Source organism: Kitasatospora sp. NPDC038210 (genome assembly GCF_055600605.1).
The window spans coordinates 120203-135055 of sequence record NZ_JBVJYK010000010.1 but is presented as its reverse complement, the minus strand read 5'-3'; the positions used below and the strand labels follow the sequence as shown (position 1 = coordinate 135055).

Here is a 14853-nt window from a genome sequence, read left to right as displayed (position 1 = left end):
CGGGTGCGGTCGGGTGGCGGGTGGGGCGTCGGGTCGGGTGGCGGGGTCGGGCCGTGGGGTCAAACGTATGACGGCGGGCGTTCGACGGAAGCGGCCCGGCAGCGGGCGCCCGGGTGACAGGATGCCCGGGTGAACGAGATCACGCGTGCCGCCGAACGCCTCCTGGCCACCCGGCTGTCCGACCCCGTCGACCTGGGCGGGAGCACCCGCACCACCGTGCTGCGCTGCCGGACGGCGGAGGGGCGGAGCGTCGTCGTCAAGGCCTACACCGGCGGGCGGGACGCCCTGCGCGGCTTCACGGCCGAAGCGGCCGGGCTCGCGCTCGGCCTGGCCGGCCCGGAGGTGCTCGGGGTGGACCGCGAGGTGCCGCTGCTGGTCCTGGCGGACCTCGGCGACGCGCCGACGCTCGCCGACCTGCTGCTCGGGGACGACCCCAAGGCCGCCGAGGAGGGCCTGCTGGCCTGGGCGGTCGGGCTCGGCCGGCTGGCGGCCCGCTCGGTGGACCGCCGCGCCGACCTCACCCGGCTGTGGGCGCGGTACGACACGGGCACGCCCACCTGGGCGGAGGATCCGTGGATCGCCCGCGCCGCCGCCGCCCTGCCCGGCGTGCTGGAGGCGGCCGGCGTCGCCGTACCGGACGGCCTCGGCGCGGAGCTCGCGCGGATCGGCACGGCGGGCGGGGAGGAGTACCCGGCCTTCACGCCGGGGGACACCTGCCCGGACAACAACCTGCTCACCCCGGACGGGCTCCGGCTGCTCGACTTCGAGGCCGCCGACTTCCAGTCGGTGTTCCTGACCGCCGCGTACTGCCGGATGCCGTTCTCCTCGTGCTGGTGCGTGTTCGCGCTGCCGGACGGCCTCGCCCGGCGGATCGAGGCGGCGTACCGGGCCGAGGTCGTCCCGGTGTACCCGGCGCTGGCCGAGGACGCGGTGTGGGAGGACGGGATGCGGCGGGCGGTCGCCGTGTGGACGGTGCACGCGACCCTGGGGCTGCTGCCCCGCACCGCCGAGGACGGCCCGATGCACCGCACCCGGCGGCCGGTGCCGACCCGGCGCCAGGTGCTCAGGCACCGCTGGGAGACGGCGGCGCGGCTGGACGGGCTCCCCGCGTTCACGGAGACGATGCGGCGCCTGCTCCGCGAGGTCGCCGACGACTGGCGGGTGGACCCGCTGCCCGGCTACCCCTGCTTCGGGCGCGGAGGCGCCGACCTCGGCTGACGGGCCGCGAGGCCGCCCCTCCGGCCGGTCAGCCGTACGGGACGACGGCGACCGGGCAGTGGACGTGGTGGATCGCGGCGTGCGCGACCGGGCCCAGGTGGTGGTGGCGCAGCGGCCGGTGGTGGCTGCGGCGGCCGACCACGAGCAGCCGGGCCGTCGCCGCCGCGTCCACGAGCTCGACCGCGGGCCTGCCCCGGACCAGGTCGGCCGTCACGGCCACCTCGGGGTGCCGGGCCCGCCAGGACTCCAGCGCCTCCGAGAGGTCGGCTCGCTCGTCGCCGGACACCTCGTCCTCCAGCCCGCCGATCGCGCCGTAGGACATGTGCTCGCTGCCGGCCGGCGGGGACCAGACGTGCACCACGCGCAACGGGGCCGAGCGGAGCGCGGCGGCCTCGAACGCGAAGGCCAGCACCGGATCGGCCGGGTGCGCCAGATCGAGGCCCACCGTCACCGGGCCGTCCGGTTCCTCCGCGCCCGCCCGGACGAGCACCACCGGGCAGGCGGCCCGGCGCAGCACCTCCTGGCTCACCGAGCCGACCAGGAAGCCGCGGACGGTGCTCAGCCCACGTGAGCCGAGCACCAGCACGGCGGCGCTCCCGGCGGCGGCCTCCAGCGCCTCGGCGGGCGCGGCGGACTCGGTCGCGGAGGAGACCTCCACCCCGGGCGCCAGGGCGCGCAGGGCGGCCTCGCGGGCGGCGAGTTGCGACCGGACGTGCCGGTAGCTCTCGTCGCTGCCGACCACGTCCCGCTTCGGCAGGGGCCACGCCTGGAGGATCCGGAGCGGCAGGCCCCGGCGCTGCGCCTCACGGGCGGCCCACTCGGCGGCGGCCAGGCTCTCCGGCGAGCCGTCGAAGCCGACGACCACGGATCCGGTCATGGCGTCCTCCTCGGTTCCGCGCTGGATCGGGGCGGCGGGGGCGGGGCCCCTGCCGCCCGGGTGCGGTGCCCCGCGGCCCCGGGCTCGGTGCCCGGCGGGCCCGGGTGCCGCCCCAGTATCGGCAGTGGACGCGGCCGGCGCCTCCCGGGGCGTTCCGCCGGGTGCCGGCTCTGCCCCGGCGGAGCGGTGCCGCCGCCCGCCCGTACCGGCTGAGCAGCGGAAACGCCCCTCTGGTGAGCGGATATCCTGATCACATGAGCGACAACCTTCCCGCGTGCCCGCAGTGCGGCGGCGAGTACACCTATGAGATGGACGCCCTCATGGTCTGCCCGGAGTGCGGCCACGAGTGGGCGCCCGCCGACACCGGCGCGGCCGCCGCCGGGGGCGGGGAGCGGGTGGTCAAGGACTCGGTCGGCAACGTGCTGAACGACGGCGACACCGTGACCGTCGTCAAGGCCCTGAAGGTGAAGGGCAGCGCCTCCGGCATCAAGGCCGGCACCAAGGTGCGCAACATCCGCCTGGTCGACGGTGTCGACGGCCACGACATCGACTGCCGCATCGAGGGCTTCGGCGCCATGCAGCTCAAGTCGAGCGTGGTCAAGAAGGCCTGACCCGCGTTCGCGGGCCCAGGCCCCCGTCCTCCGGCCCTGCCGGAGGACGAGAGCCTAGGCGCGGATCCGGCGGAACACGACCAGCAGGGCGACCGCGGTGAGCGCCAGCAGGATGCCGGCCTCGACGAGCTGGATCGGCACGAGGTGGTCGGCCGGGTGGTACCGGAGCCAGACGGCGGTGGCCCCGTCACAGGGGGAGGACTGGCAGGTGTCGTCGGAGATGCGGCTGCCGTCGGCCAGGACGGAACCGCGCTCGACCAGCCACGCGTTGGTGGGCTGCCCGATGAAGGAATGTCCCGGGTCCGTCGGGACCACCGTCTCGACGATCGGGTGGAAGGACGGGCGGACCAAGCTCATCAGGCCGTGGGCGCCCGCGACCAGCGCGCCGGTGAGGAACATCGCGGGCAGCGTCCGGCGCACCAGCCGGCCGACCAGGACACCCAGCGCCAGCGCGAACAGCGACCAGGCGATCGGCGCGACCCCGAGTGCCGGGTAGGTGAAGAACTGGAACGGCGGGTCGAAGGCGACCGGCCCGTGCACGATGTCCGTCCACCACACCCAGGTCATCAGGGAGGCGAGCGCGCCGCTGAAGACCAGCACCGCGAGGCCGGGCACCGCGAGCCGGGCGGCCAGCCAGCGCACCGGGCTGACGGACTGCGCGCGGATCAGCCGGATGGTGCCGCGCTCGTACTCCTGGGCCAGCAGCGGCGCGCCGACGAAGACGCCGATCAGCAGCGGGACGGCGGTGACCGCGGGCTGGAGTATCCGGACGAACCAGTAGTTCGGCCGGTCGATCGGCGAGAGCAGGGTCCAGCAGCGGGTGCCGGACCAGGTCGAGGGGCTGTAGCAGCCGGTGCGCCGCAGGACGCCGATGGTGTGCCGGCTGGCGAGGTGGATCCAGAGGAGGTCGGCCGCCACCAGGACCAGCAGTGCCGCCAAGGTCCACAGCACCGCCCGGTTCTGACGGAGGGTCAGCCAGAGCATCCCGCGCAGCCCGGGGGCGGCGGGGCGGCGGCTCGCCGGTGCGGTGGCGCGGTCGGGCAGGACGTTCGTGCTCATGCGGCGGCCCCGTCGTTCGTGTGCTCTTCGTTCGCGTGGTTCGTGGCGAGGTTCCCGTCGGCCGGTGCGCGGAGGTAGCCGAGCAGCAGCTCCTCCAGGCTCGGCCGCTCGCCCTCCCAAGGACCGTCCAACGGCTCACCGGTACGCACCAGCGCGGTGGCCCGGCGTCCGCCGACGCGCTGCTCGACGACCAGGTCGGCCGGGAGCGCGGTGGACCCGGCGGGCCCGGTGACCAGCTGGTGCCCGTCCAGGATCTCCTCCAGGTCGCCGGCGAGTCGGATCCCTCCGCGCTGGACGAGCAACAGGTGGTCGATGACGCCCTCCAGCTCGGGGAGGATGTGCGAGGAGACCACGATGGTGGTGCCGCGTTCGGCGGCGGCGGACATCAGGGTGCCCATGAGCTGGTGGCGGGCGAGCGGGTCGAGGTCGGCCATCGGCTCGTCGAGCAGCAGCAGGTCGGGGAGCTTGCCGAGGGCGAGCGCCAGGCAGACCCGGGTGCGCTGCCCGCCGGAGAGCGAGCCGATCCGCGCCTTGGGCCGCAACTCGCCCTGGTCGACTATGCGTTGGGCCGTGACCTGGTCCCAGACCGGATTGAGCTCACGGCCCATCCGCAGCGTCTCGGCGACGCTGAGGCCCGGATAGAGCGGCTTGTCCTGGGCCACGTACGCGACCCGGGCCCGCTGGTCCGGTGTGCCGGCGGCCTCGCCGAACACTCGCAACTCGCCCTCGGTGGGGGAGAGTTGCCGGGCGGCGAGGGAGAGCAGGGTGCTCTTGCCGGCTCCGTTGGGGCCGACCACGCCGCAGATCCGCCCGGTCGGGACGGTGAAGTCGCAGTCGCGCAGGGCCCAGTCACCCCGGTACCGCCTGCCGAGGCCGACGGCCTCCAGCGCGGGCGTCATGGTCGTCGGGTCTTCCACCCGGTCCCCCCACTGTTCTCAGTTCGGTGTTGCCGGGGAGACCCCGGTGTCGAAACGCTGCTCCAGGACGGAGGCCATCAGCGCGGCGATGTCCTCGCGCTCCAGGCCCGCCTCCCTGGCCCGGTCCACCCAGCCGACCAGGTCCGCGCGCAGCGGACCGTCGGCCGCCGCCTCCGGCCGGGCGAGTGACCGCCGGACGAAGGTGCCGAGCCCCGGCCGGGGCTCGACCAGCCCCTCGCGTTCGAGTTCGCGGTAGGCCTTCAGCACGGTGTTGGGGTTGATCGCGGTCAGCTCCACCACCTCACGCGCGGTCGGCAGCTTGTCCCCGGGCTGCAGCAGCCCGAGCCGCAGGGCCTGTTTGGTCTGCTGGACGATCTGCTGGTAGGTGGAGACGCCGCTGCGCCGCTCGATGCGGTACTCGATCACCGGCGTTCCGGCCTTTCACTAGTTCAATAGTGGAATGGTGGCCCACTGCGGCGCGCGGGTCAAGCCGAACCGGGGGAGGGGCGGGACGGACGGCCCGGTCAGGGGCGTTTGAGCAGCAGCAGGCCGTCCCGGTCGACCAGCCGCCGGTAGCCCGACTCCTGGTAGACCGTCAGCATGCGGGCGGTGTCGGCGACGGCGCACGGGGCCCGCACGCTCGGATCGAGCAGATCGACAACCACCCACTCCGGACCGGGCCGGGCCGGCTCCCGGCACACCAGGGTGACCTCCGTCCGGTCGGTGAGCTGGGCCGCCAGGCGATTGGAGGCGGCCACCGTGGCGTCGTCCGGTATCAGCCGGAGCATCGCCCGGGTCTCGGTGAGCCGGGGCGAGGTGCGCCAGGCCTCCGGCATCACCACCTCGTGCAGGGGGTAGAGCGGCAGCGTCACGACCGTCACCAGGGCGCTGACGAGCAGTGCGCGGTGGGCGCGGCGGGGGAGCGGGGCGGTCGCGGCCTCGCCCCCGGTTGTGGCCTCGCCGACGGTCGGGTGCCGGGTCCGGGAGCGGGCGAGGGCGTCGACCAGGGCGGCGACCGCGATCGGCATCAGCACTGCGCTGTAGTGGTAACTGACGCCCCAGTAGTGCGGGTTGGCGGACAGCAGCCGCCAGGCCAGGGTGGGCACACAGAGCAGGAAGAGCGGAGAGCGCAGGCCGAGGAAGCCGGCCGTGGCGGCGAGCAGGAACAACAGCAGCCACTTGACCGGCGGCCACAGGAGGTGCAGCAGCAGGGCCCACGGCGTGGACTGCCCGCCGCCGTCCAGCTGCTGCCAGTAGTCGAAGCCCCCGCCGGAGTTGAACGCGGGCAGCACCGCGAGCACGGTCACCGCGGTCGCGGCGAGGCCGACGGCGGCGAGGGCGAGACCGGGCAGCGGGGTGCCGCGGTCCTGCCGGGCCTGCCAGGCGATCAGCACGCCGACGGCGGCGACGGTCAGGCCCAGGTCCTCCTTGACCAGCAGCAGCGGCAGTGACCAGAGCGCGGCGGCCAGCGGGCGGCGCCGGCCGAGCGCGGTGGCGGCGAAGGAGAGCAGCGGGACGGCGAACGCGATCTCGTGGAAGTCGTCGGCCGAGGCCCTGACGATCCCCCAGGAGGCCCCGGTGACGCAGCCGACCACCAGGGCCACCCGCGGCCCGGCCACCTCGTGGGCCCAGCGGGTCAGCGGGACGACGGCCAGCGCCATGAGCAGCGCCTGGGCGACCACGAGGGTGAGCGGCGTCGGGAAGGCCCGGTACGCGGGGGCGACGGTGGCGATCAGTGGGTGGAAGTGGTCTCCGAGCAGGTGGTACCCGGGCCCCTTGAGCGGCACGATCGGCGCCCGCAGGTGCGCGTACGCCCGGATGGCCTGTTCGAAGATCCCCAGGTCGTAGGCCTTGGTGAGGCCGCGGCGGTGCCGGTTGGCGGCGACGCAGACGTAGAGCGCGGCGAAGACCGCGGCCAGGCCCCAGGCCAGTGCGGCGGGGTGGCGCGCCAGGCGCGGGGTGCTGGCGGGGTGGCCGGACGGGGCCGCCGGCGGCTGGGGCCGCGGCCGCGGCTGAGGCGGGGGCTGGGTCGGGCTGTGCGGGGAGGGGGCCAGGGTCATCGGCATTGAACCCTTTCACTATTCGATTAGTGGAAGGGTGATGGAAGGCTGAGCGGGCGTCAAGCTCGGCCCGGGCGAGGCCGGGTGGTGCCGGGGGGGTTGCAAAGGCAGGTGTACATCACCACGTTGACTGGTGATGTACACCTGCCATCAGCGACTCACCATCTCGACCGGTGATGGCAACGTGTTCCGACGTCACGCCCCTGGCGGGTGTGCGTGGGTGTCGGGTGTGCGGCGCCGCAGGTGACGGTGGCGCCCCGCCCGGATCCGCGGTCGAGGAGTCCTGCCCGGTGCCGTCACCGGAACATGTCGGCCGGAGCGGTCAGTGCGCGCCCACGGCGGGCGAGGTCTTCTTCCGGGCGCGGTAGGCGGCGGCCTTGATCTTGTTGCCGCAGGACTCCATGCCGCACCACTGGCGGCGCATGCCCCGCGAGCGGTCGATGTAGACCCGTGTGCACTCCGGGTTGCCGCACTCCTTCAGCAGGGGGACGTCCGGACCGCTGAGCAGTTCGACGGCGTGCCGCGCGACGGTGGCCAGGGCCTGTCCGGGTGTCGCCTCGTTGTGCCGGCCGGCCATGGTGAGCTGCGGCGTCACGGGGGTCCTGCGCGCGGCGGCGTTGAGCACGGCGAGCGCCTCGCGGTCGAAGTCCTCCTCGGCGAGGCGGTTGGTGACGAGCCGGTAGACGGCCTCGCGCACGGTCCTCGCCTCCCGGACGTCCTGCTCGTCGCCGGGCGTGATGGTGTCCACGAGTCCGCAGTCCAGGTACCAGGCGTTCAGCCGCTCGGGCGTCACGAACATCTCGAACCGGGTCGACCGCCGCGCGCGGAGGGTCGCGGCGAAGTCGAGGGCCGGGTGCCCGCACACGAAGACATGGTCAAGGTTCACATCACCATCCTGACAGGTGACTGTCAGGGGTGCAAGGACCGGCCGGTGCGCGGGCGGCGTCCACGGCTGCGCGCACCGGCCGGGTGTGCCGGAAGCGGCTACGGCTGCGCGCACCGCCCGTCCGGCTCCCGCGGTGGCCGGCCCGCCGGGCGCGAAGCCCCGGACGCGGACCGGACCACGCACCGGCGGTTCACACCGCGGGGGCCCAGGTCTCCTGCAGCGTGCCGTCGGCCAGCCGCAGCCAGCGGTTCACCCCGATCTCGGCGAGGAACCGCTCGTCGTGGCTGACCACCAGGAACGCGCCCCGGTAGGCGTTGAGCGCGCTCTCCAACTGCCCCGCGCTGACCAGGTCGAGGTTGTTGGTCGGCTCGTCGAGCAGCAGCAGCTGCGGGGCCGGATCGGCGCACAGCACGCAGGCGAGGGTGGCGCGCAGCCGCTCCCCGCCGGAGAGCACCCGCACGGGCAGGTGCGCCCGGGCGCCGCGGAACAGGAAGCGGGCGAGCAGGTTCATCCGCTCCGCCTCGGGCCGCTCGGACGCGAAGGCGGCGAAGTTCTCCGCCACGGTGCGCTCTTGGTCGAGCAGGTCCAGCCGCTGCGAGAGGTAGGCGATCCGGCCGTCGTTGCGGGTGATCAGCCCGTCGTCCGGGGCGAGTTCGCCGGTGATCAGGCGCAGCAGGGTCGACTTGCCCGCGCCGTTGGGCCCGGTGAGCGCGATGCGCTCGGGGCCGCGGACGTTCAGGTCGACACCGCCGTCGGCGAACACGGCCCGGCCGCCGTGGCGGACCTGCAGCCCTTCGCCGAGGAACAGGTTGCGCCCGGCGGGCACCTGCGTGTCGGGCAGTTCCAGGGACAGCCGCTGTTCGTCGCGCAGGGCGCGGCCGGCCTCGTCGAGCCGGGCCCTGGCCTCGCCGACGCGGGTCGCGTGCACCTGGCCGGACCGGCCCGCCGACTCCTGGGCGCCGCGCTTCATGTTCCCCGCGAAGATGCGGGGCAGGCCGGCGTTCTTGAGGTTGCGGGCGGCGTTGCTCGCCCGGCGCTCGGCGCGTTCGCGGGCCTGCTGCATCTCCCGCTTCTCCCGCTTCAGCTCCTGCTCGGCGTTGCGGACGTTCTTCTCGGCGGTCTCCTGCTCGGCCCGCACGGCCTCCTCGTACTCGGTGAAGTCGCCGCCGTAGTAGCGAAGTTCGCCGCTGTCGAGTTCGGCGATGCCCTGCATGCGGTCGAGCAGCGCGCGGTCGTGGCTGACCAGCAGCAGGCAGCCGGTGAAGTCCGCCAGCACGTCGTGGAGCTTGCGCCGGGCGGCCAGGTCGAGGTTGTTGGTGGGCTCGTCGAGCAGCAGGACGTCGGGGCGCTTGAGGAGTTGGGCGGCGAGGCCGAGCGAGACGATCTGGCCGCCGCTGAGCGTGCTCAGGCTGCGGTCCAGGTCGAGGTGGCCCAGGCCGAGCCGGTCGAGCTGGGCGCGGGTGCGCTCCTCGATGTCCCAGTCGTCGCCGATGGTGGTGAAGTGCCGCTCGTCGACGTCGCCGGACTCCACGGCGTCGATGGCGCTGATGACCGCGGCGACGTCGAGCACCTCGGCGACGGTGAGGTCCCCGGTCAGGGGGAGGCTCTGGCTGAGGTAGCCGAGGGTGCCACTGACCGTCACCGAGCCCGCAGCGGGGGTGAGTTGGCCGGCGATCAGCTTGAGCAGGGTGCTCTTGCCGGAGCCGTTGGGGGCGACCAGGCCGGTCCGGCCGGCGGGCACGGTGAAGGACAGGTCGTGGAAGACCGGGGTGTCGTCCGGCCAGGCGAAGGAGAGGTTCGAGCAGACGACGGCGGCGTCGGACATGGAGGTGACCTCGAAAGGGGTGAGGGCAGGACTCTGGAGCGCTGCCCTGGGCAGACACGGGGAAGGGGTACGACGAAGTCGGCCACTTCGGCGGCGGCGCTTCCGATGCGCCGGCCGGTGGCCGTCAGATCCGGATCTCACCCGGAGATGTCGTCGTCACCCGCCATGTCTGCCACTCCTCGATCACACGAACGTCAGGTCACACGCAGCGTAGCAGGTTGTTCCGCGAAGGCCGTCGCCGTTTCCACCGACCCCTCCGCGTCGGCTCGTTGACCGCCGCGGTGGGGCGGATCATCGGCACGGACGACCCCGGCCTGTCGGCCTTCCGGCCCGTCGCGTTCCCGTGGCCCGGGGTGCGCCGGAGGGGCGTGCGCGTGCTGCGCATGCCCCTCCGGCGTCGGGGAAGCTCAGTCGTCGCCGTCGAGGACGGTGAGCACCTGCAGCACCTCCAGGTAGATCCACACCAGCGTCGTGGTGAGGCCGAAGGCCGCGAGCCACGCCTGTTCGCGGGGGAGGCCTTCGGCGAGGGCGTCCTCCACCTGCCGGAGGTCCAGGGTGAGGAAGCCCGCGCCGAGCAGGACGCCGACGGCGCCGAACAGCAGGCCGAGGACGCCTCTGTGGAAGCCGAGGTCGTGGCCCGCGCCGAGGGCGGAGAAGAGCAGGTCGGCGAGGATCAGCAGGAGGAAGCCGGCCGCGGCGGTGGCGAGGAAGCCGGTGAACCGGCGGGTGACCCGGATCCAGCGCATCCGGTGGGCGACCAGCACGGCCGCCGACACGGCGAAGGTGCCGAGGACGGTCTGGACGACGGCACCCGGGGCGAAGTAGGTCGAGGTCGCGCCGGAGACCACACCGAGGAACACGCCCTCGAACGCCGCGTACCCGAGGATCAGGGCCGGGGACGGCAGCCGCCGGACGGCCTGGAGCATCGCGAGGGCGAACGCGACGACGGCGGCGCCCAGGGCGATCCCGTACGAGCGGCCGAGGTCCGCCTCGTCGACGGGCAGGAGGAGCCAGGAGAGCACCGCCGTCAGCGCCACGGTGCCGAGCGTCGTCGCGGTGCGCACGACCACGTCGTCCAGGGTCATCGCGGGGGCGGCCGGGGCGGCCGGGGCGGTCGGCGGAACCGTCGGGGCGTCAGGCGCCAGGGTGCCGACGGACGTTGCGGCGGTGGCGCCGTCGGTGCGGGGATCGATCACCGGTGGGCCCCCGGCCGGGGTGCGGACCGGCCGGCGCGTCGATGCCCCGGCCGGGGCGGCGAAACGGGCGGCGCCCCAGCGGGAGAAGACCGGGTTGGTGCTCTTCACGTCAATCCTCCTCGTCCGCCGCGGGTGTGCGGCTTGCGGTGGAGCGTCGCCCTGGAGCGGCCGGCGCGGAGGCGCGCGTGTGAGCACGCCCGCGCCCGGGGCTGACGACAACCCCCCTTGTGTCACCACTCTGGCAGGTGACGTAGAGGCCGGGGAAGTCATCCCTGCGGCCGATCTCCGGCGGGCTCACCCGGGCGGCGCTCCCGGGTGGTCGAGCAGTCCGTGGAGGAATCCGTCCCAGTCGATGCCCTCCAGCTCCGCCTCGGCCGGGACGATCCGGTAGGTGGCGTCCAGCCAGGCCGCCAGCGGTCCGGTCGGCAGCTCGAAGAGGGCCTCCAGCTCCGGGGTTTCGAGGAGCAGCCAGGAGGACGGCTGCTCGTCGGCCCGGCCCGGCCACATCCGTACGTCGCCGCAGCCGCTCATCGCCGTCAGCCCGCCCAGCAGCAGCGCGCGGCCGAACCGCCAGACGAGGCTCGGGCCGCGTTCCGCGAGGAACTCGACGGCGATCACCGCGGGCGTCCGCGGGTCGAAGCGGAACTCCGCCCGCGAGGGGAACCGGGTGAACTCGTCGAGCATCCGGTCGACGTCCAGGACCAGGGGCGGCAGGTGTACGGCCGTCGGGTGTGCCCGCAGGGGCGGTCGGTCACGGTGCATGGCGGGGTTCCCCTCCGAGGTGCGGACTGTGCGGCCCTCACTCTCCGCCGGGGGCGGGCTCCCGCGCATCGGTCACTTGACCGTCGGAGGACGGTGTGCGGCGGGGCGTTCGCGGAGCCGGGGCGGAGCGGCGGGCAGAGTCGGCCCCGCCGGAGGAACCGTCATTTGACTGCCCCCTCCCCGGAGCCGGGCCGGATCGGGGCCGGACCGGGGGAGGGTCGGAGCGGTGGGCGCGACGACGGGGCCGACAGCGCATGGCTGTCGGCCCCTCCGGTCGTCCTCCCGGCGCGCCGGACCCGCGGAACCCGGCCGCGGCGCGGCTCACTTGGCGCGCAGCGGCCCCGCGAAGGACTTGCGCAGGGACGGCGGAGCCGCCACCGGCAGGAGCGCGGCGAGCATCCTGCCCTTGACGGTGGTCGGGTGCCGGGTGAGCTCGACGTCGACCCTGGTGCCCTCCGCCCCGGGGGTCAGCCGGAACACCCAGCCGCCGCCGGCCCCGAAGAGCTTGGAGTCGAGCGTCGTGATGGTGACGGTGTCGCCGCCCGGTTCCCACTCGTACCGTGCGCGTTCCCACGCGGCTGCGGTGCCCTCGGTGACCTCGGCCCAGGTGTCGCCCCGGTCGTGGACCTCGAAGTGCTTCGCGTCGATCGTGGGCCAGGTCTCGGCCCGGGAGGGGCCGAAGTCGGTCAGCACCGCGAGGACGTCCTCCGGAGCGAGCGTGGAGACGAGATGGAACCGTACGACTGCCATGATGGGCTTCCTCGGAGATGAGTTTCTGGTCAGGCCGGTGATGCACCGGCCGTGGCGGGGGTGCGGCGGCGCCCGGTGCGGCCGCTGCGGGTCACCGCGCGGTGGGGCCGGGCGCGCGGGGGAGGGCCGGCCGGTCAGCGGGCGGTGGCGCGGGCGGCCTGTTCGATGACGTCCGCCACGAGGCGCGGGCGGGAGACGGCGACGGAGTGCGAGGCGGCCACCTCGGTGGTGTGGGCGTGGGCGCGCTCGGCCATGTAACGCTGCACCGCGACCGGGATGTTGAGGTCCTGCGTGGTGACGACGGACCAGCTGGGCGTGGTCTGCCAGGCCGCGCCGGTGGCCTTCTCCTCCAGGGCCGCCTGGGCGATCGGGCGCTGCTCGGCGGCCATCAGGGCGGCCCGGCCGGCCGGGACGTCGGCGGCGAACTGGTGGCGGAACGCGTCCTGCTTGATGTAGAGGTCGGTGGCGGTGCTGCCGTCACTTTGCCGGTAGGTGACGGGGTCCAGGGCGCCGGGGAGGGTGGAGCCCGGGTACCTGGTGGTGAGCTCCAGGGCGGTCTCGCCGGGGGCGGGCAGGAAGGCGGCCACGAAGACGAGGGCCTTGACGTCGGGGTCGCCGGTGGCGGCCTCGCTGATCACGGTGCCGCCGTAGGAGTGCCCGGCGAGGACCTTCGGGCCCTTGATGTGGTCGAGGACGGTGCGCAGGGCGGCGGCGTCGGAGGCGGGGCCGCGCAGTGGGTTGGCCGCGGCGACCACGGGGTAGCCGTCGGCGCGGAGTTCGGCGATGACGCCGTTCCAGCTGGAGCCGTCGGCGAAGGCGCCGTGCTCCAGGACGATGGTCGGCTTGGTGCGGCCGCCGAAGGCGTCGGCCCCGGCCCCGGCGGCGCCGCTCGCGCCGAGCGCGGAGCCCGGGGCGGTGAACGCGCACAGCGCCAGGCTCGCCGTGGCCGCTGCGACCGCGCCCGCCACCAGCCGCTTGCGCCCACCCATGATGCTTGCCACGACAAACCCCTTTTCGGATATTCCGGACATGGCCGAGCCGGCTGGTGCCGACTCCGTCACCGCTTTGACCGGTGATGAGTTTGTCGTGGCGTCGCGTTACCTGTCAAGGCGGTGACGCGATGGCGGGCTACCCGTGCCGCACCAGGGCGTCGACCGCGACGGCCACGGACAGCAGCTCCCGGTCGGCCCACCGGCGCCCGATCAGCTGCAGGCCGACGGGCGGCGACGCGGTGACCGGAAGGGGCACCGTGACCGACGGCAGGCCGGCGACGGCGGCCGGGGAGGTGTTGCGGATCAGGCTGAAGAACGTGGGCACGTCCTGCCCGTTGAGCGGGAGGGAGTCCTCGAAGCGGTGCAGCGGCCGGGCGCACACCGGGACGGTGGGACTGAGGATCGCGTCCAGGCCGTTGGCCGTGAACAGGTCCTCGTAGGCCGCCTGCATCACGCGGCGCCGGGCCAGCGCCCCCTGGAGGGCGGCGGCCCCGGGGTACCCGGGGCCGGTGGGCAGGGCGGTGGCCTTGAGCATGTCGCCGATGACGGGGTCGGAGACCGCGTCGAGGACCTCGGCCGGGGTGAGTCCGACGCGGTGCTCGTCGAGGTAGCGGCCGAGGGCGTCGGCGAACTCGCCGAAGACCAGCGGGAATCCGATCCGGGAGTCGTGCTCGACCAGGTGCGCCGTGTCCACCGGGACCCAGGTGGTCCGTTCGGTGGTGAGTCGGGCGACGGCGTCCTGCCAGGCGGCCCGGACCGGGCCCTCCAGGTCCTCGGTGAACACGTGCCTCGGCAGGCCCAGCCGGAGCCGGCGTGCCGGGTCCTGCGGGCTCCCGGTCGCGCCGGTGACGAGGGTGTCCAGCGTCAGGAGGAGGTCCAGGGTGTTCGTCATCGGCCCGGGTGTGTCCCGGGTGGGGCTCAGCGGCGTGACGCCCGCCGAGGGGTAGCGCCCGGCGCTGGGGCGTAGGCCGTAGATGCCGTTGAGGGCGGCGGGGATGGTGATCGAGCCGCCGGTGTCGGTGCCGAGCCCGGCGTCGGCGACGCCCGCCGCCACCGCCGCGGCCGTGCCGCCGCTGCTGCCGCCCGCGAAGAGGGCGGGGTCGGTGGCGTTGCCGACGGCGCCGAAGGCGTGGTTGCACGAGGTGGCTCCCAGGGCCAGCTCGTGCATGTTCGTCTTGCCGAGGACGATCGCCCCCGCGGCGCGCAGGGCCCGTACGACGGGTGCGTCCGCGCCGGGGACGAACTCGGCGAGTGCCGGGGTGCCGGCGGTGTTGGGCAGGCCGGCGACGTGGATGTTGTCCTTGACGACGAGGCACCAGGGGGCTTGCTCTTCCTCCTGCCCCTCCTGCTCCGCCCCGCGCCCGCCACCGGCGTCGTGGCGGGCCGCGGCGGCGAGTGCTCCCTCGGTGTCGAGCGTGATGAACGCGTTGAGGTGCTCGGTCGCGGCGGCGCGGTCGAGCGCTGCCTCCACCGTCTCCTGCGCGCGGCCCCGGCCGGTCGGGTCCGGGTTGACCATGGGCGTGTCTCCTTGTGACGGTGCGGGTGAACGGCTCCGCCGTGGCCCCGGCCGGGCAGTGCCGGGCCGTCCGGGACCACGCAGGAAAGGGACACTAGCGGTGTCATCGGGCCGGTACCACCCGGTAACTGGGCGCTGCGGGTGGGGCGTTGGCTCGGGTTGACGGCCCGGTGGCGATCGGCGG

At 74.4% G+C, this 14853-nt stretch carries 14 protein-coding genes; 2 read left to right on the top strand and 12 right to left on the bottom strand.

The genetic code is table 11. The annotated features are described in order from the left end of the window. The first annotated feature begins 129 nt into the window (after positions 1 to 129). A complete protein-coding gene (locus ACZ7KX_RS21480) occupies positions 130 to 1218 on the top strand; it encodes a hypothetical protein (RefSeq protein WP_470327820.1) in 1089 nt (362 codons plus the stop codon). A 28-nt stretch (positions 1219 to 1246) separates the two neighbouring features. On the opposite strand, the gene ACZ7KX_RS21475 is transcribed toward ACZ7KX_RS21480, so the two are convergent. Next, positions 1247 to 2095, bottom strand: coding sequence for a universal stress protein (locus ACZ7KX_RS21475; RefSeq protein WP_470327819.1), 849 nt, complete (start codon positions 2093 to 2095; stop codon positions 1247 to 1249). Positions 2096 to 2349: 254 nt separating this feature from the next. On the opposite strand from ACZ7KX_RS21475, the gene ACZ7KX_RS21470 reads away from it, so the two are divergent. After that, entirely contained in the window at positions 2350 to 2706 is a 357-nt protein-coding gene (locus tag ACZ7KX_RS21470; protein WP_350523132.1) for a zinc ribbon domain-containing protein YjdM, read from the top strand. 54 nt (positions 2707 to 2760) lie between these two features. Here the strand turns inward: ACZ7KX_RS21470 and ACZ7KX_RS21465 are convergent, their stop codons facing one another. The 11 genes from ACZ7KX_RS21465 to ACZ7KX_RS21415 form a co-directional block, all read right to left on the bottom strand. Further along, on the bottom strand, positions 2761 to 3765 hold the full coding sequence (locus ACZ7KX_RS21465; RefSeq protein ID WP_470327818.1) for a hypothetical protein: 1005 nt from the start codon (positions 3763 to 3765) through the stop codon (positions 2761 to 2763). Further along, a complete protein-coding gene (locus tag ACZ7KX_RS21460; RefSeq protein WP_470327959.1) occupies positions 3762 to 4664 on the bottom strand; it encodes an ABC transporter ATP-binding protein in 903 nt (300 codons plus the stop codon). Before ACZ7KX_RS21460 ends, ACZ7KX_RS21465 begins: the two co-directional genes overlap by 4 nt. A gap of 36 nt (positions 4665 to 4700) precedes the next feature. Then, positions 4701 to 5108: a GntR family transcriptional regulator gene (locus ACZ7KX_RS21455; protein WP_350523129.1), complete on the bottom strand. Its 408-nt coding sequence runs from the start codon at positions 5106 to 5108 to the stop codon at positions 4701 to 4703. Between the two features lie 98 nt (positions 5109 to 5206). Further along, positions 5207 to 6742 carry a DUF2079 domain-containing protein gene (locus ACZ7KX_RS21450; RefSeq protein ID WP_470327817.1) on the bottom strand — a complete coding sequence of 512 codons (1536 nt, stop codon included), beginning with the start codon at positions 6740 to 6742 and terminating at the stop codon, positions 5207 to 5209. A 322-nt stretch (positions 6743 to 7064) separates the two neighbouring features. Further along, complete coding sequence (locus tag ACZ7KX_RS21445; RefSeq protein WP_470327816.1) at positions 7065 to 7628, bottom strand: CGNR zinc finger domain-containing protein; 564 nt, start codon at positions 7626 to 7628, stop codon at positions 7065 to 7067. A gap of 190 nt (positions 7629 to 7818) precedes the next feature. Next, on the bottom strand, positions 7819 to 9453 hold the full coding sequence (gene abc-f, locus ACZ7KX_RS21440) for a ribosomal protection-like ABC-F family protein (RefSeq protein WP_470327815.1): 1635 nt from the start codon (positions 9451 to 9453) through the stop codon (positions 7819 to 7821). A 407-nt stretch (positions 9454 to 9860) separates the two neighbouring features. Then, on the bottom strand, positions 9861 to 10757 hold the full coding sequence (locus ACZ7KX_RS21435; protein WP_470327814.1) for a Bax inhibitor-1/YccA family protein: 897 nt from the start codon (positions 10755 to 10757) through the stop codon (positions 9861 to 9863). 186 nt (positions 10758 to 10943) lie between these two features. Further along, positions 10944 to 11411, bottom strand: a complete 468-nt coding sequence (locus tag ACZ7KX_RS21430; RefSeq protein ID WP_470327813.1) for an SsgA family sporulation/cell division regulator — start codon at positions 11409 to 11411, stop codon at positions 10944 to 10946. A gap of 321 nt (positions 11412 to 11732) precedes the next feature. After that, the gene (locus ACZ7KX_RS21425) at positions 11733 to 12161 is read right to left on the bottom strand and encodes an SRPBCC family protein (RefSeq protein ID WP_470327812.1); all 429 of its coding nucleotides are present in this window, start codon (positions 12159 to 12161) and stop codon (positions 11733 to 11735) included. Between the two features lie 134 nt (positions 12162 to 12295). Then, entirely contained in the window at positions 12296 to 13162 is an 867-nt protein-coding gene (locus ACZ7KX_RS21420) for an alpha/beta fold hydrolase (RefSeq protein WP_470327811.1), read from the bottom strand. A 127-nt stretch (positions 13163 to 13289) separates the two neighbouring features. Beyond that, the gene (locus ACZ7KX_RS21415; RefSeq protein ID WP_470327810.1) at positions 13290 to 14669 is read right to left on the bottom strand and encodes an amidase family protein; all 1380 of its coding nucleotides are present in this window, start codon (positions 14667 to 14669) and stop codon (positions 13290 to 13292) included. Positions 14670 to 14853 lie beyond the last annotated feature (184 nt).

Coding starts and splice junctions, on each gene's coding strand:
- ACZ7KX_RS21450 (WP_470327817.1), bottom strand. CDS start 6,742: ATGACCCTGGCCCCCTCCCCGCACAGCCCGACCCAGCCCCCGCCTCAG.
- ACZ7KX_RS21475 (WP_470327819.1), bottom strand. CDS start 2,095: ATGACCGGATCCGTGGTCGTCGGCTTCGACGGCTCGCCGGAGAGCCTG.
- ACZ7KX_RS21460 (WP_470327959.1), bottom strand. CDS start 4,664: ATGACGCCCGCGCTGGAGGCCGTCGGCCTCGGCAGGCGGTACCGGGGT.
- ACZ7KX_RS21465 (WP_470327818.1), bottom strand. CDS start 3,765: ATGAGCACGAACGTCCTGCCCGACCGCGCCACCGCACCGGCGAGCCGC.
- ACZ7KX_RS21415 (WP_470327810.1), bottom strand. CDS start 14,669: ATGGTCAACCCGGACCCGACCGGCCGGGGCCGCGCGCAGGAGACGGTG.
- ACZ7KX_RS21425 (WP_470327812.1), bottom strand. CDS start 12,161: ATGGCAGTCGTACGGTTCCATCTCGTCTCCACGCTCGCTCCGGAGGAC.
- abc-f (WP_470327815.1), bottom strand. CDS start 9,453: ATGTCCGACGCCGCCGTCGTCTGCTCGAACCTCTCCTTCGCCTGGCCG.
- ACZ7KX_RS21470 (WP_350523132.1), top strand. CDS start 2,350: ATGAGCGACAACCTTCCCGCGTGCCCGCAGTGCGGCGGCGAGTACACC.
- ACZ7KX_RS21430 (WP_470327813.1), bottom strand. CDS start 11,411: ATGCACCGTGACCGACCGCCCCTGCGGGCACACCCGACGGCCGTACAC.